This window comes from Cupriavidus pauculus (genome assembly GCF_008693385.1).
Classification (GTDB): domain Bacteria; phylum Pseudomonadota; class Gammaproteobacteria; order Burkholderiales; family Burkholderiaceae; genus Cupriavidus; species Cupriavidus pauculus_D.
The window spans coordinates 470050-491863 of record NZ_CP044067.1; the positions used below are offsets into that span (position 1 = coordinate 470050).

Annotated in this window: 22 protein-coding genes; 13 read left to right on the forward strand and 9 right to left on the reverse strand. The window is 67.4% G+C overall.

Annotation, left to right across the window (positions count from 1 at the left end; all coding sequences use genetic code 11):
- Positions 1 to 37: 37 nt before the first annotated feature.
- The 4 genes from FOB72_RS20395 to FOB72_RS20410 all read right to left on the reverse strand — a co-directional run bounded on the left by FOB72_RS20395 (position 38) and on the right by FOB72_RS20410 (position 2710).
- Entirely contained in the window at positions 38 to 631 is a 594-nt protein-coding gene (locus tag FOB72_RS20395; RefSeq protein ID WP_150374539.1) for a DUF4142 domain-containing protein, read from the reverse strand.
- 143 nt (positions 632 to 774) lie between these two features.
- Positions 775 to 1218: an acyl-CoA thioesterase gene (locus FOB72_RS20400; protein ID WP_150374540.1), complete on the reverse strand. Its 444-nt coding sequence runs from the start codon at positions 1216 to 1218 to the stop codon at positions 775 to 777.
- Positions 1211 to 1981 carry a short-chain dehydrogenase/reductase gene (locus tag FOB72_RS20405; protein ID WP_150374541.1) on the reverse strand — a complete coding sequence of 257 codons (771 nt, stop codon included), beginning with the start codon at positions 1979 to 1981 and terminating at the stop codon, positions 1211 to 1213. Before FOB72_RS20405 ends, FOB72_RS20400 begins: the two co-directional genes overlap by 8 nt.
- An 84-nt stretch (positions 1982 to 2065) precedes the next feature.
- On the reverse strand, positions 2066 to 2710 hold the full coding sequence (locus FOB72_RS20410) for a glutathione S-transferase (protein WP_150374542.1): 645 nt from the start codon (positions 2708 to 2710) through the stop codon (positions 2066 to 2068).
- 128 nt (positions 2711 to 2838) lie between these two features.
- On the opposite strand from FOB72_RS20410, the gene FOB72_RS20415 reads away from it, so the two are divergent.
- On the forward strand, positions 2839 to 3417 hold the full coding sequence (locus FOB72_RS20415) for a TetR/AcrR family transcriptional regulator (RefSeq protein ID WP_150374543.1): 579 nt from the start codon (positions 2839 to 2841) through the stop codon (positions 3415 to 3417).
- A 12-nt stretch (positions 3418 to 3429) separates the two neighbouring features.
- On the opposite strand, the gene FOB72_RS20420 is transcribed toward FOB72_RS20415, so the two are convergent.
- Positions 3430 to 4416, reverse strand: coding sequence for an SDR family NAD(P)-dependent oxidoreductase (locus FOB72_RS20420; protein WP_223851721.1), 987 nt, complete (start codon positions 4414 to 4416; stop codon positions 3430 to 3432).
- Between the two features lie 112 nt (positions 4417 to 4528).
- Between FOB72_RS20420 and FOB72_RS20425 the strand changes: the two genes are divergently transcribed.
- From FOB72_RS20425 to FOB72_RS20460, 9 genes are all read left to right on the forward strand, one after another.
- On the forward strand, positions 4529 to 5482 hold the full coding sequence (locus tag FOB72_RS20425) for an AraC family transcriptional regulator (protein ID WP_150374544.1): 954 nt from the start codon (positions 4529 to 4531) through the stop codon (positions 5480 to 5482).
- 14 nt (positions 5483 to 5496) lie between these two features.
- Entirely contained in the window at positions 5497 to 6027 is a 531-nt protein-coding gene (locus FOB72_RS20430; protein WP_150374545.1) for a GNAT family N-acetyltransferase, read from the forward strand.
- 115 nt (positions 6028 to 6142) lie between these two features.
- Positions 6143 to 7660 (forward strand): CoA-acylating methylmalonate-semialdehyde dehydrogenase, encoded by a 1518-nt coding sequence (locus FOB72_RS20435; RefSeq protein WP_150374546.1) that lies wholly within the window; start codon positions 6143 to 6145, stop codon positions 7658 to 7660.
- Positions 7661 to 7699: 39 nt separating this feature from the next.
- Entirely contained in the window at positions 7700 to 8632 is a 933-nt protein-coding gene (locus FOB72_RS20440) for a LysR family transcriptional regulator (protein WP_150374547.1), read from the forward strand.
- Positions 8633 to 8734: 102 nt separating this feature from the next.
- Positions 8735 to 9517, forward strand: coding sequence for an alpha/beta hydrolase (locus tag FOB72_RS20445; protein WP_150374548.1), 783 nt, complete (start codon positions 8735 to 8737; stop codon positions 9515 to 9517).
- Positions 9518 to 9639: 122 nt separating this feature from the next.
- Positions 9640 to 10113, forward strand: coding sequence for a (2Fe-2S)-binding protein (locus FOB72_RS20450; RefSeq protein ID WP_150374549.1), 474 nt, complete (start codon positions 9640 to 9642; stop codon positions 10111 to 10113).
- A gap of 8 nt (positions 10114 to 10121) precedes the next feature.
- Positions 10122 to 12434 carry a xanthine dehydrogenase family protein molybdopterin-binding subunit gene (locus tag FOB72_RS20455; RefSeq protein WP_150374550.1) on the forward strand — a complete coding sequence of 771 codons (2313 nt, stop codon included), beginning with the start codon at positions 10122 to 10124 and terminating at the stop codon, positions 12432 to 12434.
- A gap of 162 nt (positions 12435 to 12596) precedes the next feature.
- Positions 12597 to 12743: a hypothetical protein gene (locus FOB72_RS32245; RefSeq protein ID WP_191002361.1), complete on the forward strand. Its 147-nt coding sequence runs from the start codon at positions 12597 to 12599 to the stop codon at positions 12741 to 12743.
- Positions 12736 to 13278: a thioredoxin family protein gene (locus FOB72_RS20460; RefSeq protein ID WP_150374551.1), complete on the forward strand. Its 543-nt coding sequence runs from the start codon at positions 12736 to 12738 to the stop codon at positions 13276 to 13278. Before FOB72_RS32245 ends, FOB72_RS20460 begins: the two co-directional genes overlap by 8 nt.
- 10 nt (positions 13279 to 13288) lie before the next feature.
- Here FOB72_RS20460 and FOB72_RS20465 read toward each other — a convergent pair whose 3' ends face one another.
- From FOB72_RS20465 to FOB72_RS20480, 4 genes are all read right to left on the reverse strand, one after another.
- A complete protein-coding gene (locus tag FOB72_RS20465; protein WP_150374552.1) occupies positions 13289 to 14161 on the reverse strand; it encodes a flagellar brake protein in 873 nt (290 codons plus the stop codon).
- A gap of 88 nt (positions 14162 to 14249) precedes the next feature.
- Positions 14250 to 15734, reverse strand: coding sequence for a TAXI family TRAP transporter solute-binding subunit (locus FOB72_RS20470; protein WP_150374553.1), 1485 nt, complete (start codon positions 15732 to 15734; stop codon positions 14250 to 14252).
- 2 nt (positions 15735 to 15736) lie between these two features.
- On the reverse strand, positions 15737 to 16924 hold the full coding sequence (gene gltS, locus FOB72_RS20475; RefSeq protein WP_150374554.1) for a sodium/glutamate symporter: 1188 nt from the start codon (positions 16922 to 16924) through the stop codon (positions 15737 to 15739).
- 112 nt (positions 16925 to 17036) lie between these two features.
- Complete coding sequence (locus FOB72_RS20480; protein WP_150374555.1) at positions 17037 to 18608, reverse strand: methyl-accepting chemotaxis protein; 1572 nt, start codon at positions 18606 to 18608, stop codon at positions 17037 to 17039.
- A gap of 145 nt (positions 18609 to 18753) precedes the next feature.
- Between FOB72_RS20480 and FOB72_RS20485 the strand changes: the two genes are divergently transcribed.
- The 3 genes from FOB72_RS20485 (at position 18754) to FOB72_RS20495 (ending at position 21811) form a co-directional block, all read left to right on the forward strand.
- Positions 18754 to 19665, forward strand: coding sequence for a LysR family transcriptional regulator (locus tag FOB72_RS20485; protein ID WP_150374556.1), 912 nt, complete (start codon positions 18754 to 18756; stop codon positions 19663 to 19665).
- 114 nt (positions 19666 to 19779) lie between these two features.
- Entirely contained in the window at positions 19780 to 20661 is an 882-nt protein-coding gene (locus FOB72_RS20490) for a LysR family transcriptional regulator (RefSeq protein WP_150374557.1), read from the forward strand.
- On the forward strand, positions 20654 to 21811 hold the full coding sequence (locus FOB72_RS20495; protein WP_223851722.1) for a YbfB/YjiJ family MFS transporter: 1158 nt from the start codon (positions 20654 to 20656) through the stop codon (positions 21809 to 21811). The genes FOB72_RS20490 and FOB72_RS20495 overlap by 8 nt, the downstream gene beginning before the upstream one ends.
- Positions 21812 to 21814: the final 3 nt, after the last annotated feature.

The following is a 21814-nucleotide window of genomic DNA, read 5'->3' on the forward strand; positions in this document are numbered from 1 at the left end:
GCCTGTAGGCCAACCTCCGACATGGAGGGGGTCTCCGTCAACCGTTGCCGACCTTCTTGTCGAGATCGCGCGCCATCTGGAGATGCTGTTCCAGGGCCGGCAGTTGCTTGGTGGCGAACGCCTTCACGTCGGCGTCCTTCGCGTTCTGCGAGGCTTCGCGGAACATCTTGACCGTGTTTTCGTGCGCCGCCACGCCAATCCGGCTGCTGTACATCTTGTCGAACTTGCTCCCGTCGAGCACGCCGAGCGCCTTCAGTTCGCCCTTTTGCACGAGCGACGGTTCGGTCGGCGGGGTGTAGCCCTTCGACCTGGCCAGCGAGGTCAGCTCGTCGCCCACCTTCGTGTGGTCCTGAATCATGCGGGACGCAAACGCCTTGACGTCCGCGTTGGCGGACTTCTGATTCGCAAGCTTGCTGCCCTCTATCTCGGCATGGCCGCCCTGCGCGGCATTTTCAAGGAACGTGCGGTCGCCACGCGCGAGTTCGCTCCCCTGCGTCGCGCCAGCGGTCGGCATGGCGTTGGGGGACGCGGTCTTCGGCGCGGTGGTATTGGTGCCCTGCGCACCTGCGGCCGCGGCGAACAGGAGGGCACTGGCGGCGACAGCCGCCCTGACGGTGTGGAGCGTTGCCATGAGGGGTCTCCTTCGGTCGATAGGACTTCGATATCCAGTCCTATGCAAAGGCTGTTCCCGCACCGGCGCGCGCCATTTACCGGCGCATCGACGCGACAAGGCGGCCCCGGGGCCAGTAAATATTGCACGGGCCCCGATGCGATCTACACGCCGGTGCCCAGCCGGGCGAGCACCTGCCGCACATCGTCGGGAATCGGCACGGACCGGCCCGAGTCCCGATCGACGTACACATGCACGAAGTGGCCCGCCGCGCAGACCGCTTCGTCACCCTCCCTGAACACGGCCACCTCGTAGCGCACGCTCGCATTCCCGAGCTTTGCCACGCGCACGCCGATCTCCAGCCGATCCGGAAACGCGATCGACCGGAAGTACGAGCAGCCCGTATCGACGACCAGGCCGACCACGCGCCCGGCATGGATGTCCAGCACGCCCTGTTCGATCAGGTATTGATTGACCGCCGTGTCGAAGTAGCTGTAGTAGGTCACGTTGTTCACGTGACCGTATACGTCGTTATCCATCCAGCGCGTCTGCACGCGGGCCAGATGCGGATAGTCGGCGCGCCGGTCGTCGCCGCGCCCCTCACGCATACTGCGCGCCTCCCGCGGCATCGACGACCACGCCGCTCAGGTACGAAGCCCGTGCAGACGCCAGGTACACCACGAGGTCGGCCATCTCCGACGCCCTGGCCGCCCGTCCGAACGGCAGATGCTCGAGCATTTCCTGCCAGCGCGACTCGTCGCCGAACTTCTCTTTCGCGCGCGCCTTGTAGAGGGTCAGCAGGCGGTCCGTTTCGGTCGGGCCCGGATGCACGCCCACCACGCGCACCCCGCGCGTCGTCGAGCGCGCGCCCACGGCCTTCGTAAACGTGGTCAGCGCGGCATTGCCCGTGGCCCCACACAGATAGTCGTAGCGCGGCATTTCGGCCGCGATGCCGATCACGTTGACGATCACGCCCGAACCGCGGTCCATCATCTTCGGCAGCGCCATGCGCGTCGTCTCGATATAACCGAAGACCTTCAGCTCCCACGCCTCGCGCCACTGCGCATCGCTCATCGCGGTCAACCCGCCGCCGGGAATCGCGCCCGCATTGTTGACCAGCACGTCGAGCGTGCCGAAGCGCGCATCGAGCGAATGGCGGACATCGGGGGACGACAGGTCGCCGACGAAGGTATCGACCTTCGCCCCATGCTTGTCCGAGAGTTCACGCTGGGCGCGCGCCGTGGATTCCGCCGACGTGCCGGCAATCGTGACATCGGCGCCCTCCGCGGCGAACAGCGCCGCGCAGGCAAAGCCGATACCACGGCTGCCACCGGTGATCAGAACGGACTTTCCTTGCAGTTGCAGATCCATCGCGACGTCTCCTCATGCCGTGTTGTGAGCCGACATGATGCCTCGATCGTCCTCAAGCTGCTTGGCGCCCGTTCCGATGGCCGGTCAGGCCGGTTCCCGGACCGACGGCCGCGCGTCCACGCGCGCCTTCCACGCCAGCAGATGAACGCAGTCCTCGGGCACGGGAATCTGCGCGAAGCCCGCGAACAGCAGGCCCGCCCACACCGTGATATCGGCCATCGAGAACGCCTCGCCAGCGACATACGGCTGGCTGCTCAGGACGCCGTCGAAATAACGCATGCCGGCCTCCGCCCGCACGCGCTCACGGCGGCCCCATTCCTCGCGATCGGTCCATTCGGGACTCTTGTACGCGCGCAGCGCGTCCCCGAGGCCCGGCGTAGCGTGGTGGAAATAGATGCCCACGGCATCGATCAGTTGCGACTCCGCGCGCTTCTGCATCATGTGGATCACGCCCTTGTCGCGCGCGGTGCGGCCGGTCAGCACGGGGTTGCCGTCGAGGTTATCGAGGTATTCGGTGATGGCCGTGCATTCGGAGAGATAGGTGCCATCCTCGAGCTCGAGCACCGGCACCGTGCCCGTCGGATTGATGGCAAGGAAGTGCGGCTGCTTGTGTTCCGCGGCCGGCAGATCGACCTTGACGAACTCGACCTGCGCGGCCAGGCCTTTCTCGGCCAGGACGATACGGATGCGGAGCGGGTTGGGAAAACCGGGGATATCGTAGAGCTTCATGCTGTTTTGCGCCTTATTCTTTACTTTCGGTGTGAAACTTACCTATCGATAAGTCGGTAAACAGCGTAAGAGAGAATTTGGGCGCAAGTCAAGCTTACTTAGCGCTAAGTCATTCGCTACAATGCCGCATGGCTACTAGCGATACGAAGCAACGCATCCTCTCGATCGCCCGCGGCATGGTCCAGGCGCACGGATACAACGCGCTCAGTTTTCGGGACATCGCGCAGGAAATCGGGATCAAGGGACCGGCGGTCCACCACCATTACCCGACCAAGGGCGACCTCGGCGCGGCGTTGGCACGCGCCTATACCGACGACGCCGTGGTGCTGCTGGAGGAGCTGCTGCTGACCTCGCATTCGCAGCGCGAGGTATTCGACCGCTATGTCGCGGTATTCCGCGCGGCGCTCGAGAACGACAACCGGATGTGCCTCTGCGGCATCATGTCGGCCGAGCTCGCGGACCTGCCCGAGGCGGTGCAGGTGGAGGTGAACCGGTTTACGGACGTCAATATCGCGTGGCTCACGCGACTGCTGGCGCTTGGCGGGGAACCCGCGCCGGAGAAGGCCCCCGAGGATGCCCGCCGGCGCCGCGCGCTGGCCATCTTCACGGCGATAGAAGGCGCACAGCTCGTGGCGCGCGGACACCGGGACGTTGCGATGTTCGACCGTGTGATCGCCGCCTACCGCGAGGCGGGGCTATGCCCGTGATGGTCCGAACCGTCAGACCGGGAATGCGAGGTCGGCCAGCGACTCGCTGACGGTCCACCACGCGCGCGCCGTGGCCGGATCGACCGCATGCGGCAGCACGCCGAGCAGCGAGTCCGACGTGGGGGGAATGAGCGGCGCGACATCGCAATCTTCGCAATACAGCCCGCCCAGCCCGTCGAGCCGCGCGCTGGTCGCACACCAGACCGTGGTGGACGCCCCCTGCTCCACGGTCTTGTAGAGCGCCGCGAATCTGGGCGTCAGTTCGCCGTCCGGCGTCAGCGCGCCAATCTCGACGAGATCCTGCCGCGTCAGATGCACGCCGAGCCCGGTCTCGATCGCCCCGGGATGCACGGAGAACGCCCGCACGCCATGGGGCGCGCCCCGGCGGTCCAGTTCAAGCGCGAACAGCGACGCCGCCGACTTCGACTGCCCGTACGCCTGCCACTTGTCGTAGGGGCGCCCGCGGTAGTCCGGATCTTCCAGATCGACGCCGGCGAAGCGGTGCCCGCCGGAGCTCAATGCCACCACACGCGCGCCGCGCGCGGCCACGAGCGCCGGCCAGAGCCGCGCCGCAAGCCGAAAATGTCCAATGTGGTTCGTCGACAACTGCAATTCGTGCCCGCGCGCATCGCGCTGCAGCAGCGGCACGGCCATGATCGCGGCGTTGTTGATCAAGCCATGGAGTGGAACATCGCCGGCCAGCACATGCGACGCGAAGCCATCGACCGACGCCGCGTCGGTCAATTCCAGCGCGGCCACCTGGACGCGCGGCAGGCCGGCCACGGCCCGCGCCGCGCGTTCGGGGTCGCGGGCGCCGACCCATACCGTGGCGCCCGCGCCCGTCAGCGCGCGCGTGACTTCGAGGCCAAGGCCCGCATGGCCGCCGGTCACGACGTAATGCCTGCCGTGCAAGTCCATGCCGGCGACGGCCTGCACGGCCGTGGTGCACCGATCGAACCCGCTGCCGAGCGGTTGCTGGAGATTTTTTTGCATTTGCATGGATGTATCGGCTTGGCGCCTTGACTTGAGTCACGAGAGGCGCCCAGTCTAGGCAGCATGCGGATCCGCGACCATAATCGCTCGTCCACGAACCTTACTCGATCGTCCACGGATGCTCGCCGACCCGCTCTCCCAATGGCTGCTGATGCTGGCCGCCCGCTGCACGCTCAGCGGATCGCTGCACGCGAGCGGCGAATGGGCGGTGGCTTTCGAGACCCATACGACCAAGATCAACGTCGTCACCGAGGGCGAGGCGTGGCTCGTCCATGACGCCCTCGAGGCGCCTATTCGCCTGCGCACGGGCGACGGTTTCATGCTCACGCGCGCGGGCACCTACGAGACCTGCAGCGATCCGTCATTGACGCCGCTGCCTGCCGCCGAAGTGTTCATCGACCATCGCGGCAGGATCGACGGCGTGAGCGGCACGACGCGCGGCTCGCAGTGCCATATCGTGGGCTGCGCGCTGATGCTCGATGCGCTCGATATCGAATTCCTGATGTCCACGCTGCCCACCGTGGTCGTCGTGCACGGGGCCGATCCGAGCGCGGCGTCCATGCGCTGGCTGATCATGCGGCTGCGCGACGAGCTCGCGGCACCGACGCCCGGTGCCGACGCGAGCCAGGCCTTGCTCGCGCAGATGCTGTGCGTGGAAATCATTCGCTACTGGTGCCGGCATGGCGCGGAGACGGGCCTGCTCGGGGCCTTGCGCGACGATCGCATCGCGGCCGCGCTGCGGGCCATGCATGGCGATGTCACACGGTCCTGGCGCGTCGAGGAACTCGCCTCGCAGGTGGCGATGTCGCGCTCCGCGTTCGCGGCACGGTTCAAGCAGCTGACGGGCGTCGCCCCGCTCGATTACCTGCTGCGCTGGCGCATGCGCGTGGCCGCCCATGCGCTGCACGGCCGCGAGGAGCCGATGCAGCGCATCGCGGCATCCGTCGGCTACCAGTCCGACAGTGCGTTCAGCCTGGCCTTCAAGCGCGTCTACGGCGTGCCCCCATCGGCCTACCGCCTTGCCGGCGGCAGTGCCGTTGCCCCCAACCCCGATCTCTCCCCGGAACTTTGACGGAGCCCCCCTGCATGACCGCATACCAGCTCGACCGCGCCACCCCCGCTGACGCCGACGCCATCGTCCGCATCGTCAACGGCGCCTATCGCGGACAGGACGGCCAGGCCGGATGGACCTCCGAGGCGGGTCTGATCGCCGGCCAGCGCATCGATGCCGCGCAGGTGGCACGGCTCATCGGCGCGGACAACCCGACCGTACTCGTCATGCGAGCGGCCGGCGGCCCCGTGGTGGCGACCGTCTGCGCGGACCGGCTGGACGCCGGGCGGACCGAGCTCGGCATGCTGTCCGTGGATGTGGCATTGCAGGGCGGCGGCGCGGGCAAGCGGCTGATCGCGCTGACCGAGGACTGGCTGCGTGCCCGTGGCGTGGCCGTGGCATGCATGACCGTCGTGCACGCGCGGACCGAGCTGATCGCATGGTACGGGCGGCAAGGGTATCTGCCCAATGGCGAGACCGTGCCGTTTCCGTACGACGATCCGAGCGTGGGCCTGCCGCTGCGCGACGACCTGCACTTCGTCGTACTGGAAAAGCCGCTGCGCTGATCGCCCGCATCCAGCTATTGTTCAGTTAGCTTAACAATGTGTGAAGCGTTCATGCATTGAATGCCCCCCCGGCGCGCTCATACACTTGGCCCCATCCATAGAGAGGAGCCCAGTCATGAGCGTCACCGCCTTCACCGATAACCGCCAGGTCGGCCACTTCATCAACAACGAGCACGTGGCCGCGATGAGCGACCGATCGCAGCCGGTATTCAATCCGGCCACCGGCGAGGCCGCGCGTACCGTGGCGCTCGGTGGCAGCGCGGAAGTGGAAGCCGCCGTGGCAGCCGCGGCCGCCGCGTTCCCGGCCTGGGCCGATACCCCGCCGCTGCGCCGCGCCCGCGTGATGCAGCGCTTTCTGCAGCTGATGAACGAGAACCGCGACCAGCTCGCCGCGATCATCACCGCCGAGCATGGCAAGGTGTTCTCGGACGCGCAGGGCGAAGTCACGCGCGGCATCGAGGTCGTCGAGTTTGCCTGCGGCATTCCGCAATTGCTCAAGGGCGACTACACCGATCAGGTCAGCACCGGCATCGACAACTGGACCATGCGCCAGCCGCTGGGCGTGGTGGCCGGCATCACCCCGTTCAATTTCCCCTGCATGGTGCCCTGCTGGATGTTCCCGGTGGCGATCGCCACGGGCAACACGTTCGTGCTGAAGCCCAGCGAGCGCGACCCGAGCGCCAGCCTCTTCATGGCGGACCTGCTCGCGCAGGCCGGCCTGCCCAAGGGCGTGTTCAACGTCGTGCAGGGCGACAAGCAGGCCGTCGATGCGCTGATCGATCATGACGACGTGCGCGCGGTGAGCTTCGTCGGTTCGACGCCGATCGCGCAGTACATCAGCGAGCGTTCGGCCGCGCGCGGCAAGCGCGTGCAGGCGCTGGGCGGCGCGAAGAACCACCTCGTGGTCATGCCCGATGCCGACGTCGAGCGGACCGTCGATGCACTGATCGGCGCCGCCTACGGTTCGGCGGGCGAACGCTGCATGGCCGTGTCCGTGGCGGTACTGGTCGGCGATATCGCCGATCGCATCATGCCGGTGCTGGCGGAACGCACGCGCGGTCTCGTCATCGGCAACGGCATGGACGACAAGTCCGAGATGGGCCCGGTGGTCACGCAACAGGCGAAGGAACGCATCGAGGGCTATATCGGGCTGGGCGTGGAGGAAGGCGCGCAGCTGCTCGTCGATGGCCGCAACCTGCAAATTCCCGGCCATGCGGGCGGCTTCTTCGTGGGCGGCACGCTGTTCGACCACGTCACGCCGTCGATGCGCATCTACAACGAGGAAATCTTCGGGCCGGTGCTGGGCTGCGTCCGCGTGAAGGACCTCGGCGCGGCCATCGACCTGATCAACGCGCACGAGTTCGGTAACGGCGTGTCCTGCTACACGAGCGACGGCGGCGTGGCGCGCGAGTTCTCGCGCCGCATCCAGGTCGGGATGGTCGGGATCAACGTGCCCATTCCGGTGCCGATGGCATGGCATGGCTTCGGCGGCTGGAAGCGCAGCCTGTTCGGCGACATGCACGCCTATGGCGAGGAAGGCGTGCGGTTCTACACCAAGCAGAAGTCGATCATGCAGCGGTGGCCGCAGAGCATCGACAAGGGCGCCGAATTCGCGATGCCGACCTCGAAGTAATGCGTTGACGCACTGTTCGATGAAGCGAACAATGTGCGGATGGAAAACGATAACAAAGAGACGCGCTGGTCCAACGTCTATTCGCTGGTGGTGCTCGGCGAGCTCGGCAGCTATACGGCTGCCGCGGCGCGCCTCGGGCTCAGCAAGAGCGCGCTGAGCCAGCGGATTGCCGAACTCGAACGGGCGGCCGGTGTGGCGCTCGTCCGGCGGACCACGCGCAGCATGCGATTGACGGAGGCGGGCCAGCAGCTCGCCGACGCCACGCGCGAGTCGTTCGACGAGATCGAGCGGAGCTTTGCCGGGGTGCGGGATCTCGTCGGCGAGCCGCGGGGGCTGGTGCGGGTGACCGCACCGGTCGCGCTGGGCCGCCAGCAGATCGTGCCGCGCATTCCGGCATTCCTGAAGACGCATCCAGACGTGCGGATCGAACTGGAGTTGTCGGACCGGCTGTCTTCGCTCGTGCAGGAAGGCTTCGATCTGGCGATTCGTCACACCGCGGCGGCGCCGGACACCCACGTGGCCTGGACGCTATGCCGCACGCACGCGGTGCTGGTCGCCTCCCGCGCGTATCTGGACCGCCATGGCACGCCGGCCACGCCGGAGGCGCTGGCGGATCACGTCTGCCTGCCCTACTTCCGGCGCGGCGAGTCCCCGGCATGGAGCTTCGAGCCCGTGCGCGGCAACGGCGCCCGGCGCAATGTCGCGATTCGCGGAAGCTTTGCGGCGAACAATAGCGAGGTGTTGCGCGAGGCGGCCCTGCAGGGGCTCGGCATTGCGCTGCTCCCCGATTTCTCGGCGCAGGACGAACTGCGCGCGGGCAGGCTCGTGCAGGTCCTGCCCAACTGGCGCTCGGCCGGCGCGTTCGGCAACCACCTGTTCGCCATCCGGCCCTATAGCCCGTATGTGCCGCTCGCGGTACGGGCATTCGTCGAGTATCTGCGGCAGGCGCTCAAGGACGGTTTCAAGACCTGAAAAATTTTTTCCACCGTCGATGGAATAGCCGGGAGCCACCGTTCGTCCTACTGGCAGACAGCGCATGACACGACTGTTTGCCCACACTCGAAAGGACTGAACATGAAACTCCAACGCTCGCTGGTGGCCGCGGTGGCCGCGATTTCCGCTTTTGGTGTTCTTGGCTTCTCGCAAGCCGCACACGCGCAGGAGAAGCCCGCGCCCGTCAAGAACGTGGTGCTCGTGCACGGCCTGTACGCCGACGGCTCCAGCTGGGAGAAGGTCATTCCGATCCTGCAGGCAAAGGGCCTGCACGTGACCGCCGTGCAGAACCCGACCACCTCGCTCGATGCCGACGTGGACGCCGTCAAGCGCGCCCTCGCGCTGCAGGACGGCCCGACCGTGCTGGTCGCGCATTCCTATGGCGGCATGGTCATCAGCGAGGCCGGCGTCGATCCCAAGGTGTCGTCGCTCGTCTATATCGCCGCCCGCGCGCCGGACGCCGGCGAAGACTACCCTGCCCTGACGAAGAAATTCCCGTCCGCCCCGGCCGGCGCCGGCCTGCAATGGTCGGGCGACTACGCCAAGCTGTCCGAACAGGCGTTCGTGAAGGACTTCGCCGGCGACCTGCCCGTCGAGCAGGCGCGCGCGTATTATGCGGTGCAGCAGCCGATGGGCCGCCCGATCACGATGGCCAGGACCACGGTCGCCGCATGGCGCCAGAAGCCGTCGTACTACGCCGTGTCCACGGAGGACCGCACGATCAACCCCGATCTGGAGCGCTTTATGGCCAAGCGCATGGGTGCCCATACGATCGAACTGCCGTCGAGCCATGTCTCGCTGCTCTCGCACCCGCAGGAAGTCGCGAACCTGATCCTCCAGGCCGCCGGCCAGTCGGGAAACTGATCGCCGATTGTGAAATGCCGTTGCTAAGTCTTTGAACCGGCTAACCACTTCCCAGCGGCGAAGCAGTCTCGTAGGATGCCGGGGGGCCGATTGTGGCCCCTCCCATCCCTGCACGAGACACGATGACCACCACACTAAAAATCAACGGTCAGGTCCATGAGGTGGACCTTTCACCGGATACGCCCCTGCTGTGGACGCTGCGCGATTCGCTCGGCTTCACGGGTACGAAGTTCGGCTGCGGCATGGCGCTCTGCGGTGCCTGCACCGTCCACGTCGATGGCCAGCCCACGCGTTCGTGCGTGACGCCGATCTCGACGGTCGCCAGCAAGTCGGTCAATACCATCGAGTCCGTCGAAAACGATCGCGTCGGCAAGGCCGTCCAGGACGCCTGGGTCGAGCTTGGCGTGGCGCAGTGCGGCTACTGCCAGGCCGGTCAGATCATGACCGCGACCGCGTTTCTGAAGTCCAACCCCCGTCCCACCGATGCCCAGATCGTGTCCGCGATGAGCGGCAATATCTGCCGCTGTGGCACCTATACGCGCATCAACGCAGCCGTGAAGCGCGCCGCCGCCACGCTGAATGGGAGGACCGCATGAGCTCCGTCATGACGAACGCTCCCGATACCGGCGCGCCGGCGCGTCCTTCGCGCCGTACGTTCCTGCAGGCCGGCGCGGCCCTGACGCTCGCGGTGCAGGCCGGCGGCCTCGTGTCGCTGGCCCACGCGGCCGAGCCCAAGAAGTATGGCGGTGACGCGATGCCGGGCGGCGTGGTCGACAATCCGCTCGTCTTCGTGTCGATCGCCACCGACGGCACCGTGACCATCGTCGCGCACCGCGTGGAAATGGGCACCGGCGTACGCACCAGCCTCCCGATGGTCGTGGCCGACGAAATGGAAGCCGACTGGACCCGCGTGAAGATCGTGCAGGCCGACGCCAACGAAGCGCGCTACGGCAGCCAGAACGTCGACGGCTCCCGCAGCATGCGCCATTTCCTCACGCCGATGCGCCGCGTGGGCGCCTCCGCGCGGCAGATGCTCGAAGCCGCCGCGGCCGCCCAGTGGGGCGTGCCCGTCAGCGAGGTGCAGGCACGCAACCACGAGGTCCTGCACACGGCCAGCGGCCGACGCCTCGGTTTCGGCGAACTCGCGGAAGCCGCGGCGAAGCAGCCCGTGCCGGCCGCGAACACGCTCGTGCTCAAGAAGCCCGAAGCGTTCCGCTATATCGGCAAGGGCAAGATCCTGCCGACCGACAGCCGCGATATCGCGCGCGGCCGGGCCACCTACGGCATCGACGTCCGCCTGCCGGGCATGGTGTACGCCGTGATCGCGCGCCCGCCGGTCTACGGCGGCAAGGTGAAAAGCTACGATGCCACCGAGGCGCTGAAGGTCCCGGGCGTGCAGCGCGTGGTCGAGATCAAGCCCTATGACGGTCCGCCGCTGTTCAACCCGGTGGGCGGCATCGCCGTGGTCGCGTCCAATACGTGGGCCGCGATGCAGGGCCGCGCCGCGCTGAAGATCGACTGGGATAACGCGGGGACGACGAACGCGGCGTACGATTCCGTCGCGTTCCGCGGCGCGCTGCAGACCGCCTCGAAGCAACCGGGCAAGGCCATGCGCAACGACGGCGACGCACTGTCGACGTTGTCCGCCGCGCCGGCCGCGCGCAAGATCTCGGCCGAGTACTACATTCCCCACCTCGCGCACGCGTCGATGGAATCGCCGGTGGCCACCGCGCGCTTCGTCGATGGCAAGTGCGAGATCTGGGCGCCGTCGCAGGCCCCGCAGGGCGCGCTGGAAAGCGTGGCCAAGCACGTCGGGCTCGACCCGAAGGACGTCACGGTCCATCTGACGCTGCTCGGCGGCGGCTTTGGCCGCAAGTCCATGGCCGACTTCATCTCCGAGGCCGCGCTGGTTTCCAAGGCCCTCGGGGGCACGCCGGTCAAGCTCCAGTGGACGCGCGACGACGATATTCGCCACGATTACTACCACACGGTGTCCGTGGAACGGCTCGAGGCCTCGCTCGACAATGGCGGCAAGCCGACCGCATGGCTGCATCGCTCGGCCGCACCGACCATCGCCTCCACCTTCAAGGTGGGTGCCGAAGGCAAGGCCGACTTCGAAGCCGCGATGACCGCGATCAATATCCCTTACGGGATTCCCGCCATCCGGCTCGAGTCGGCGGACGTGCCCGCGCACGTACGCATCGGCTGGTTCCGCTCGGTCTCGAATATTCCGCATGCATTCGCGGTGCAGAGCTTCGTCAGCGAACTCGCCCACAAGGCGGGCCGCGACCCGAAGGACTATCTGCTGGACCTGATCGGCCCGCCGCGCCGCATCGACCCGACCACGCTGTCGGACAAGTGGAACTACAACGAGTCCCCCGAGGTATATCCGCTCGACACCGGCCGCATGCGCCGCGTCGTCGAAGAAGCCGCGCGCCGCGCGAACTGGGGCCGCAAGCTGCCGAAGGGCCACGGCCTCGGCATTGCCATGGCATACAGCTTCGTCACGTACGTGGCCACGGTGGTGGAAGTGGCCGTCGATGCCAAGGGCGAGATCACGATCCCGCGTGTCGATATGGCGATCGACTGCGGCCCGCAGGTCAATCCCGAGCGTATCCGTTCGCAGGTCGAAGGCGGTTGCGTGATGGGCGTGGGCCTGGCCATGCTCGGCGAGATCACGTTCAAGGATGGCAGCGTGCAGCAGAGCAACTTCCACGACTTCGAGGTGCTGCGCTCGCATATGGCTCCGCGCGCGATCCATACGTGGCTGGTCGGCGGGGACTTCGACGTGCCCGCCGGCGGTGTCGGCGAACCGCCGGTGCCGCCCGTCGCGCCCGCGCTGTGCAATGCGATCTTCGCGGCAACGGGCAAGCGTATCCGCTCGCTGCCGATCCGCGATCAGCTCACGCGCACCTGACGTTCCGCGCTCCGCGATCGACGCCGCAGCTCGCGCTGCGGCGTTTTTTTTCGCCTTTTTTGCAAAGTTGCGTGTCGTTCGGCCCGGCAGATACAAAGCGACACAGCCCGTGCGGCAACGCTGTCCATAATCGCCTCAACCCTGTCATCCATGAGGCAAACCATGAAGCGAACCCTGATTCTCGCCAGCATGATCCTGTCGGCCTTCACCGGCGAGCTGCGCGCCACCGCTGCCTGCCGCTGGGTGCCCGCCAAACCGGCAACGGTGCAACCACGCCGCGCAACCGGCAAGGAGTCCCATCATGCGTAATGCCATCCGCGTCGCCCTCGCCGCCGCCGGCGTGGCGGCCCTCTATATCGTTGGCGCGGGCGCCAGCATCGGCACGCCCACCGTCGGCGACCAGGGCAAGGCGCCCGAGTTCGCCGGCATCGACAAGTGGCTCAACTCGCCCCCGCTGAAGATGGAACAGCTGCGCGGCAAGGTCGTGCTCGTCGATTTCTGGACGTACTCGTGCATCAACTGCGTGAACACGCTGCCCTACGTCAAGCAGTGGTACGAGAAGTACAAGGACAAGGGCCTCGTGGTCGTCGGTGTGCACACGCCCGAGTTTCCGTTCGAGAAATCGACGTCGAACGTGGAGGCCGCGATCAAGCGTTTCGGCATCACGTATCCGGTGGCGCAGGACAACAACTATGCGACGTGGTCCGCGTACAGCAACCAGTACTGGCCCGCGACGTACCTGATCGACGCCGACGGCAAGATCGTCTACAAGCACTATGGCGAAGGCGCCTACGCCGAGACCGAGTCCGTCATCCAGAAGCTGCTTGCCGAGCGCAAGCCCTGAAGGTTGAGGGTTACTCCCCGAGCGCGCCACCGGGCCGCATGGTGGCGCTCTCGAGCAGCTTCTCGTGGATAAACGCGTGGAGCAGGATGGCCTCGCGTTCGCCGCAGCCGTCGAACGCCACGCCCACGCCGTGGAACGGCGCCTCGACGGTGCCGTCGCCATCGTCGCGCGTAAAGCCCGTAATCGAGAACTTCGACTTGATGCCAGCCGCGCGCAGCGTGAATTCCAGCCGGACCTCGCGGCCCGGTTCGGACAGCGCATCGCTGGCCGTGTTGATCGATGCCCCGCCGAGGCTCAGGTCCGTCAGCAAGACCGTCTGGGGCGGCATGCTGCCATCGACGACCGTCAGCTTGGCGACCACGCGCACGGGCACGCGCACGCTGCCGCGCATCTCGCGGGTCTCCACGTTCTGGATATCGGCCAGCATCCAATAGGGAAACGGCGTGCGGGACGATGCATGGACGCGCGCGGAGAAGCTCAGGATGCTGGTGCCGGTAAAGCCGCGGAACAGGACCGTTTCGCCCTCGACGACATCGACCGCCTTGCCGGTCAGGTTCGGCCACGCGATAAAGGCCGCGCCCTCGGCAAAGCCGATCAGCCGGCTGACGGCCGCGCGACTCGCATCGCCGGGCCGCTTGACGTGCAGCAGCGTGCCCACCGGCAGGCCGTAGCGGTCGTGCCAGGGCGATCCGGGTTCGTCCGCGCCGAGCGGCGCCATGTCGTCCGCCCAGAAGCAGCGGCCGGCCTGAAGCACCATCCGGCGCTCCTCGTCGGTCTGGAAGACGGTGCCCTCGTCCGCTACCGGAAACCCGAGCTCGTCGACCAGCGCCGATTTCAGGGGCCTGCCCAGTTCGATGTCGTCCGCCTGAACCTCTTTTCGCATAAAAGGAATCCAATTGCGCCGCGAGCGCCTCATCCATAACTCTAGCAAACTCGGGCGGCAGTTTGGGCGCGTTCGAGTGGGGTGCGAGTCACCGCGCGGACATGCCGTCGAGCACTTTGGATGCCGCCAGGTGCTGCGGAATCGACAAGCCCTGCCTCGCGTTCTCGGGCGCGATCTGCACGCCCTGCGCGCTGCCGCGCGCGGCCAGGTCGTTGCCCTTGCCATAGACATCGCGCGTTACGCTGCCCACCTCGGTATCGGACAGGTCGGCACCGGCCAGCAGCACGGCGGCCGTGGCAACGGTGGGCACCGGCTGGTCCTGCTCCGAGTAGGCGCCCTTGACGATCGTGTACGGGAAGTAGCCGCGCTGCGTGGCCACGAGCGCGTCGATTCCGGCCTTGTTCAGCGGCAGCAGCCGGATCTGGTCGTCGGCGAGCATGTCGCGCACGCTGTCCGCCGGCACCCCGATGATCTGCACCACCGCGTCGACCTCGTTCGCGCGCAGCGCGACGAGCGCATCGCCGATGGCCAGCTCTTTCGCCACGACGTCCGATAGCGCCAGACCATGCGCCTGCAGGACCCGCACCGCCGTGGTGCGCGAGGCCGAACCGGGCGTGCCGATCGCCACGCGCCTGCCGCGCAGGTCGGCCATCGACCTGACGGGCCCACGCGCGCTCACCAGCACGTGCACGGCCTCCGGATACAGGCTGCCGATCGCGCGCAGCGCGCTATAGGGCCCGCTGTCCGCGAATGCACCCTTGCCTTCGTAGGCATCGAGCGCGGCATCGCCCTGTGCGAGCGCGAGCGACACGCGGCCATCGCGCAGCAGGCGCAGGTTTTCCTCGCCCCCATGCGTGACGAGCGGGACCGCGCGCACCTTCGAGGTCGCGGCCATGGCCTGCGCCAGCCGCAGATACTGGCCGTGCTCGGCGCCCGCCGCGATCGCATAGCCCGCGTCGAGACGCGCGCGCCGCGCCTGGATCGTCGCGTAGGCCGCCTGCAGTTCCTGCTGGACCACGGCCTGTTCCGCCGGAGAGGCCGACTGCTGCGCGGCATCGACGACCTTGCGCATGGCGTCGAGGATCGCGGTGGGTCCCTGCGTGGCGTTGGTCGCATAGGCCGGTGCCTCGGCGGGCCGGTAGCCGCCCGCGGACACGGCGACCCAGTCGTTGCCTTCGCGGCGATACAGCGCGGTGCCGTGCGCGCGAATGATGTCGCCGGCCTTGTTGCCGCCCGAGGTAATGCCGCTGATGCCCTTGGGTCCGGCACCGAGCGCCGAGACCAGCCCGGCCACACCGGGCGCATCCCACGCGCCGAAATCGAAGTCCCGCTTGAGCCGCAGTTCGGTATCGAAATAGACGACGCGCCGCGTCTCGCCGGACGGCGCCTTGATGTCGGCCTGCGAGCCGCGGCGCGCGAAGTCCGCCACCTCGATCGTGCCGGCGGGCAGTGCCTGCGCAAGACGCGCATCCACGCCATTGCGCAACGCGGCCACATCGGGGCCGCCGCCACAGGCGGAGAGCCACAGCGCGGCGGTGGCGACGATCAGGCTGCGAAACGCGGGCGCGCCCATGATCAGCCCCCCATGAACGGCAACGCGAGCATCACCGTGAGCACGAACGCGTTCATCAGATCGACGAAAAACGCGCCGGCCAGTGGCGCGATCAGGTAGCTGCTCGGCGCCGGCCCGTGGCGCGCGGTAATCGCGGCCATATTGGCCATGGCGGTCGCCGTCGAGCCCATGTTGAAGCCAATGAATGCGGCCGACGTGACGGCGGCTTCGTAATCGCGCCCCATGAAGCGGAAGCACACGAAGATCACGTACAGCACGATGAATACCACCTGCATGGCGATGATCAGCAGGAACGGCCCCGCCGAGCGCGCCACGTCGACGACGTCGAGCGCCATCATCGTCATGACGAGGAACAGCGACAGGCACGTGCTGGAGATCAGGTCGGCCGCGCGGTCGTCCCACTTCACGCCGACGAACGGCAGCAGGTTACGCAGCGCAATGCCGGCCATCATGCACCAGAGGAACGACGGTATCGTGATGGCGCCGCCCGAGAGCCGTTCCGCGAGCCAGCGGCTGGCCACCACGGCCGCGAGAATGCCAGCCAGCGAACCGATGACGGCCACGGTGGAGATGGGCGAGGCGGCCTCGCGCTCGCTGGCCACCGCGGCGTCGTCGGCCGCAGAGCGCAGGTTGTACTTGCCGATCAGGTACTGCGCCACGGGGCCCGCGATGATGCCGCCGACGATCAGGCCGATGGTCGCCACCGTCATCGACAGTTCCATCACCTGCTGCAGGTTGTTGATCTCGGCGAAGCGTTCGGCGTAGGCGGCGCCCGTGCCATGCCCGCCGACGAGCGTGATGGAGCCGCCGACGAGCCCGAAGATCGGATGGAGGTCGAGCACCTTCGCCATCGACACGCCGACGAGGTTCTGCACGAGGATGTACGGGAACAGGATGATCAGGAAGATCATCAGCGCGCGGCCGCCGCGTCGCAGCATGCGCAGGTCCGCGGTCAGGCCGACGCCGCCGAAGAACATCAGCAGCAGTGTCGGCTTGATGCTCTGCTCCATCGTGACCTGGAACCCGCTCGTGGCATAGGCCAGCGAGGCGAGCACCGCGAACAGCAGTCCGCCCGTGATCGGGTCGGGGATGTTGTAGCGGGATAGCACACCGACGCGCCGATTGATCAGCGCGCCGATGAGCAGCATGACAAGCGCAGCCAGCAGACTGGCGACGGGTTCGAGTTTCATTCGGGAAATCTCCCTTGTTCTTCGCTCTCGAACGACTCCCTATTGATGACCATAGGGCGCACCCGCCGTCATTGCAACCCGACTTTTCCTGACTGCGTCAGCTATCTCCGGCTCAGGCGAGCATCGGCACGCCGCGGGATACGGGCAACTGGAACGATGCCACGGTGCCGCGCAGCACGTCGGCCTGCTCCTCGAGCGCCTGCGCGGCGGCCGCGGCCTCTTCCACGAGCGCGGCGTTCTGCTGCGTCACCTGGTCCATCTGGTTGACGGCGTGGCTCACCTGCTCGATACCGGCCGATTGCTCGACGGACGCCGCGCTGATCTCGCCCATGATGTCCGTCACGCGGCGCACCGCCTGCACTACCTCGCCCATCGTGGTGCCGGCCTGATCGACCTGCCGCGTCCCCGCTTCCACGCGGCTCACGGTGTCGTGGATCAGCGTGACGATCTCTTTCGCCGCCGTGGCCGAACGCTGCGCGAGCGCGCGCACTTCGCCCGCGACCACCGCGAAGCCGCGGCCCTGCTCGCCGGCACGCGCGGCTTCCACCGCGGCATTGAGCGCGAGGATATTGGTCTGGAACGCGATGCCCTCGATGACGCTCGTGATGTCGCCGATCTTCTTCGATGCGGCATCGATCTCGCTCATCGTGTCCACGACGCGGCGTACGGCCTCGCCACCGCGCGCCGCCGTGTCGGACGCATCGACGGCAAGCTGGTTGGCCTGCTTCGCGTTGTCCGCGTTCTGGCGCACGATCGACGTCAGTTCTTCCATGCTCGACGCGGTCTGCTGCAGCGCGCTGGCCTGCTCCTCGGTGCGTTGCGACAGGTCCTGGTTGCCCGCCGAGATCTGCCCGGTGGCGCTGGCAATCGCCTCGCTGCCGCCGCGCATGGTCTGGATCGTCGCGATCAACCCCTGCTGCATCTGATGCAGGCCGCGCATCAGACGGCCCATTTCGCAGTGCGTGGTCGCCTGGATGGGTTGCGTCAGGTTGCCGCGCGCGATTTCGTCGAAGCTGTCGAGCATGCGCACGAGCGGGACCGAGATCGCGCGCTGCAGGCCGATGGCGCAGCCGAGCGCGGCCAGCACGCCCACGGCAATGGCGCCGATCACGAGCCACAGGAAATGCTGGGTCCGATCGGTGGCCTGCGCGTAGAGCGCCTCCGCCTGCTTGCGCTGTTCGCGCTCGAGGTCTTCCATCGCGGCGGAGAGCCCCGCATTGCGCGGCGGCAGCATGGCCATGATGATGTTGTCGGCCGTGGCGGTGTCGCGCGCGCGCAGCGCCGCGAACAGCGGATCGAGCCCGTCCTTGAAATACGCGGCGCGAATGCCCTCGACCTTCTCCGCGAGCGCCTCTTCCTGCGGCGACATCGGCAGCGCGAGGTAAGCCTTCCACGCTTCGTCGGCCTTGGCGCGGTAAGCCTGCGCCTTGTCCACGGTCGCCATCGCGTCGGGGGCCTCCGGATGCAGCATCACGCGGTCGAGCGTGGTGCGCACCACGGTCAGGTTCAGCTGGGAGCGCGCGACATGCGCCATCGCGGCCATTTCCTTGCCGTAGATTTCCTTGATATCGCGGTCGGCGGATTGCATTCCCACCGCGCCGATGACGCCGACCGCCGCGAGCAGCACGGCAAGCAGGACCAGTGCCGCATTGAGACGCAGCCGGATGGACAACCTGTTGAACATGATGGGCACCTGTTACGTGGACTTGCCTACGTAACGGCGTAAAACGGCAGCACTTTAGACCCAACGTCTGTAATGTATGCTCTCCGAGGCGAAAACATGCGCCTCGGAGTACGATGGCATCCATTTTCAGACCGCCCCCCGGATCATGAAGCGCCAATTCGACGATCTCCAGCTCGGCAGCATCGAACTGTTCAACCTCGCCGCGGAGCTCAGCAGCTTCTCCGCGGCGGCCGTCGCCGCCGGCGTGACGCCCGCCGCGGTCAGCCGCAGCGTGTCGCGGCTCGAGGAGCGGCTCGGCGTCCGGCTGTTCGTGCGGACCACGCGCCAGATCCGGCTGACCGAGGAAGGCCGCGCCTACTACGAGCAGGCGCGCGTCGCGCTGGCCCAGCTCGTGGATGCCGAGCGCATGGTCAGCGGCCAGCACGCCGCGCCGTCGGGCCGGCTGCGCATCAGCCTGCCGACGCCGTACGCGCACTACCGCGTGCTGCCGGCACTGCCGGAATTCCGCAAGCGCTATCCCGACGTCGAGATGGACGTCCATATCAGCAACCGCAACGTGGACTTTGCCGACGACACGTTCGACCTGTCGGTCCGCGGCCGCGCGCCCGACGACTCGACGCTGATCGCGCGCAAGCTCGAGGATGCGGAGATGGTCGTGGTGGGCACCCCCGCCTATCTGAAGCACGCCGCGCCGCTCGAGACGCTCGACGATCTGCACGCCCACGAATGCATCGGCTTCGACATGCCCAGCAGCGGGCGCCGCCTGCCGTGGATCTTCCAGGTGGAGGGAGAAACCGTCGAGATCGCCACCACGGGCACCTATCGGACCGCCGAGGATGCGCTGGGCGGTGCCACGCTCGCGCGCGCCGGTGCCGGCCTGTTCCAGACCTACCGGTTCGTGGTCGAGCAGGACCTGCGCGACGGCACGCTGGTCGAGGTGCTCAAGGACTTCGGCGGCAGTTCGCGGCCGTTCGTGTTGCTGTATCCCCATGCGCGCCATCTGTCGAGCCGCGTGCGTGCGCTGGTCGATTTCCTCGTCGAGAAATTCTCGGACTGAACATCAGTTGATACATCGTGGAACAGGTTTCGGCCCGGTTCCGCCTTGACTTGTTCATCTCAATATACGAACATGATTTCGACATCGATCTGTTTTTAGGATCATCCGAACATCATGGATCTGGCCGAACTCGAGATATTCCGCACCGTCGCGCAGGAGCAGAGCGTGACGCGGGCCGCCGCGGCGCTCGACCGCGCGCAGTCCAACGTGACCACGCGCGTCAAGCAACTCGAGGAGTCGCTCGGCGTGTCGCTGTTCCGCCGCGACAGCAAGCGCATGGTGCTCACGCCCGAGGGCCAGCGGTTTCTCGGGTACGCCAACCGCCTGCTCGCGCTGGCCGAGGAGGCGCGGCAGTCGATGCAGCAGGCCGTGCCCACGGGGCGCCTGCGTGTCGGCTCGATGGAGGCGGCGGCCGCCAGCCGGCTCACGCATCCGCTCGCCCGGTTTCATCAGCAGTGGCCCGATGTCGAGCTCGAGCTCCAGACCGGCACCACGCAGTTCCTGACCGATGCCGTGGCGGGCCATCGGCTCGACTGCGCGCTCGTCGCGCATGCCGCGCCCGATACACGTTCCGACCTGCCGCCTGACTTCGGTCCCGGCATCGCGGGCAGCTATCTGTTCACCGAAGACCTCGTCCTCGTGGCACCGGCCAGTCACAAGCGCGTGCGCCGCCCGTCGGACCTCGCGCTCCGGACGCTGGCCGCCTTCGCGCGCGGCTGCACGTACCGGCAATGCGCGCTCGACTGGCTGGCCAGCGAAGGCGAAGGCGCGCCCGACATCAAGGTGCTCGAGATGTCCTCCTATCACGCGATGCTGGCCAGCGTCAGCGCCGGCGCCGCGGTAGCGATCGTACCGAAGTCGCTACTCGATCAACATCGGTATACGCTCGACGTACAGACCATCAGCCTGCGCAAGGTACCGACGTACCTGATTCGCCGCGAGGGCTACGACACGGTTGCGTACACGGCATTCCTCGAGGAGTTGCAACGTGTCTAGCCTCCACTCCACTGCCGCGCGCGCGGCACCGGCCGCCGCATCCCAGCTGGGCGCCACCATCGCGGCCATGCTCGCGTTGTCGGTCGCCATGGGCTTCGGGCGCTTTGCGTTCACGGGCATGTATCCGCTGATGGTGCGCGACCATCTGCTCTCCGTCGATGGGGGGTCGTGGGCGGCTTCCGGCAACTATGCGGGCTATCTGATCGGCGCGCTGCTGGCTTCGCGCCTGCCCACCGCGCGCGCGGCCGCGATCACGCGCGCGGCCCTCGTCGGGACCGTGCTCGCGCTGCTGGCGCTGGCCCTGCCCGTACCCGCAGGCGTGGTCATTGCGATCCGCTTCGTGGCGGGGGTGCTCAGCGCGTTCGGCCTCGTTGCCGCGGCGGTCTGGCTGTTTTCGCATGTTGGCAATCATCGCGGCGCGCCGCTGCTGTTCGCGGGCGTCGGGGTCGGTATCCTCGTTTCGGCAGAGATCATCGCGGGCGGCAACCTCGCGGGGTGGTCGAGCCCTGCCGTGTGGATAGCGCTGTCGGTCGCGGCCGCGGCATTCGTGCTGGTCGCGTGGCCCGCACTGGGCCGCGAGTATCGCAATACCGCGGATGCCGCCGCCCACGGCGCGCTGCCCGGGCTCGTCGGTCCCTGGCCACTGATCGCCGCTTATGGGCTGGCCGGGTATGGCTATATCGTGACCGCGACCTATCTGCCGCTGTTTATCCACGATGCGCTCGGTCATGTGGATCCGATCCACGTCTGGGCGGCGTTCGGCCTTGGCGCGGCACCGTCGTGCTTCGTCTGGCATGCCGCGCACGAGCGCTTTGGCACGCGCCGTGCGCTGTCGGTCAACCTGATCCTGCAGGCGATCGGCGTATTGCTGCCCGTGCTCGTGCCGTCGGCCGCGGGCTATCTCGGCAGCGCGGTGCTGGTCGGCGCGACATTCGTCGGCACCACGACCATCGCGTTGTCCGCGGCGCGGCATGTCGCGCATCGCGTGAACTTCAATATCGTCGCGGTCCTGACCGCCGCCTACGGCATTGGCCAGATCGCCGGGCCACTGGCTTCCAGCGCGCTGATGGGCCATTCGCACAGCTTCACGCTGCCGCTGGTCAGTGCCGCTGGCGCGCTGGTGACCGCCACCGTGTTCTGCTTTCTCTGAGAG

Coding starts and splice junctions, on each gene's coding strand:
- FOB72_RS20490 (WP_150374557.1), top strand. CDS start 19,780: ATGGATCTGGCCGAACTCGAGATATTCCGCACCGTCGCGCAGGAGCAG.
- FOB72_RS20445 (WP_150374548.1), top strand. CDS start 8,735: ATGAAACTCCAACGCTCGCTGGTGGCCGCGGTGGCCGCGATTTCCGCT.
- FOB72_RS20410 (WP_150374542.1), bottom strand. CDS start 2,710: ATGAAGCTCTACGATATCCCCGGTTTTCCCAACCCGCTCCGCATCCGT.
- FOB72_RS20415 (WP_150374543.1), top strand. CDS start 2,839: ATGGCTACTAGCGATACGAAGCAACGCATCCTCTCGATCGCCCGCGGC.
- FOB72_RS20400 (WP_150374540.1), bottom strand. CDS start 1,218: ATGCGTGAGGGGCGCGGCGACGACCGGCGCGCCGACTATCCGCATCTG.
- FOB72_RS20395 (WP_150374539.1), bottom strand. CDS start 631: ATGGCAACGCTCCACACCGTCAGGGCGGCTGTCGCCGCCAGTGCCCTC.
- FOB72_RS20480 (WP_150374555.1), bottom strand. CDS start 18,608: ATGTTCAACAGGTTGTCCATCCGGCTGCGTCTCAATGCGGCACTGGTC.
- FOB72_RS20485 (WP_150374556.1), top strand. CDS start 18,754: ATGAAGCGCCAATTCGACGATCTCCAGCTCGGCAGCATCGAACTGTTC.
- FOB72_RS20420 (WP_223851721.1), bottom strand. CDS start 4,416: ATGCAAATGCAAAAAAATCTCCAGCAACCGCTCGGCAGCGGGTTCGAT.
- FOB72_RS20450 (WP_150374549.1), top strand. CDS start 9,640: ATGACCACCACACTAAAAATCAACGGTCAGGTCCATGAGGTGGACCTT.
- gltS (WP_150374554.1), bottom strand. CDS start 16,924: ATGAAACTCGAACCCGTCGCCAGTCTGCTGGCTGCGCTTGTCATGCTG.
- FOB72_RS20455 (WP_150374550.1), top strand. CDS start 10,122: ATGACGAACGCTCCCGATACCGGCGCGCCGGCGCGTCCTTCGCGCCGT.
- FOB72_RS20440 (WP_150374547.1), top strand. CDS start 7,700: ATGGAAAACGATAACAAAGAGACGCGCTGGTCCAACGTCTATTCGCTG.
- FOB72_RS32245 (WP_191002361.1), top strand. CDS start 12,597: ATGAAGCGAACCCTGATTCTCGCCAGCATGATCCTGTCGGCCTTCACC.
- FOB72_RS20435 (WP_150374546.1), top strand. CDS start 6,143: ATGAGCGTCACCGCCTTCACCGATAACCGCCAGGTCGGCCACTTCATC.
- FOB72_RS20430 (WP_150374545.1), top strand. CDS start 5,497: ATGACCGCATACCAGCTCGACCGCGCCACCCCCGCTGACGCCGACGCC.
- FOB72_RS20460 (WP_150374551.1), top strand. CDS start 12,736: ATGCGTAATGCCATCCGCGTCGCCCTCGCCGCCGCCGGCGTGGCGGCC.
- FOB72_RS20465 (WP_150374552.1), bottom strand. CDS start 14,161: ATGCGAAAAGAGGTTCAGGCGGACGACATCGAACTGGGCAGGCCCCTG.
- FOB72_RS20470 (WP_150374553.1), bottom strand. CDS start 15,734: ATGGGCGCGCCCGCGTTTCGCAGCCTGATCGTCGCCACCGCCGCGCTG.
- FOB72_RS20425 (WP_150374544.1), top strand. CDS start 4,529: ATGCTCGCCGACCCGCTCTCCCAATGGCTGCTGATGCTGGCCGCCCGC.
- FOB72_RS20405 (WP_150374541.1), bottom strand. CDS start 1,981: ATGGATCTGCAACTGCAAGGAAAGTCCGTTCTGATCACCGGTGGCAGC.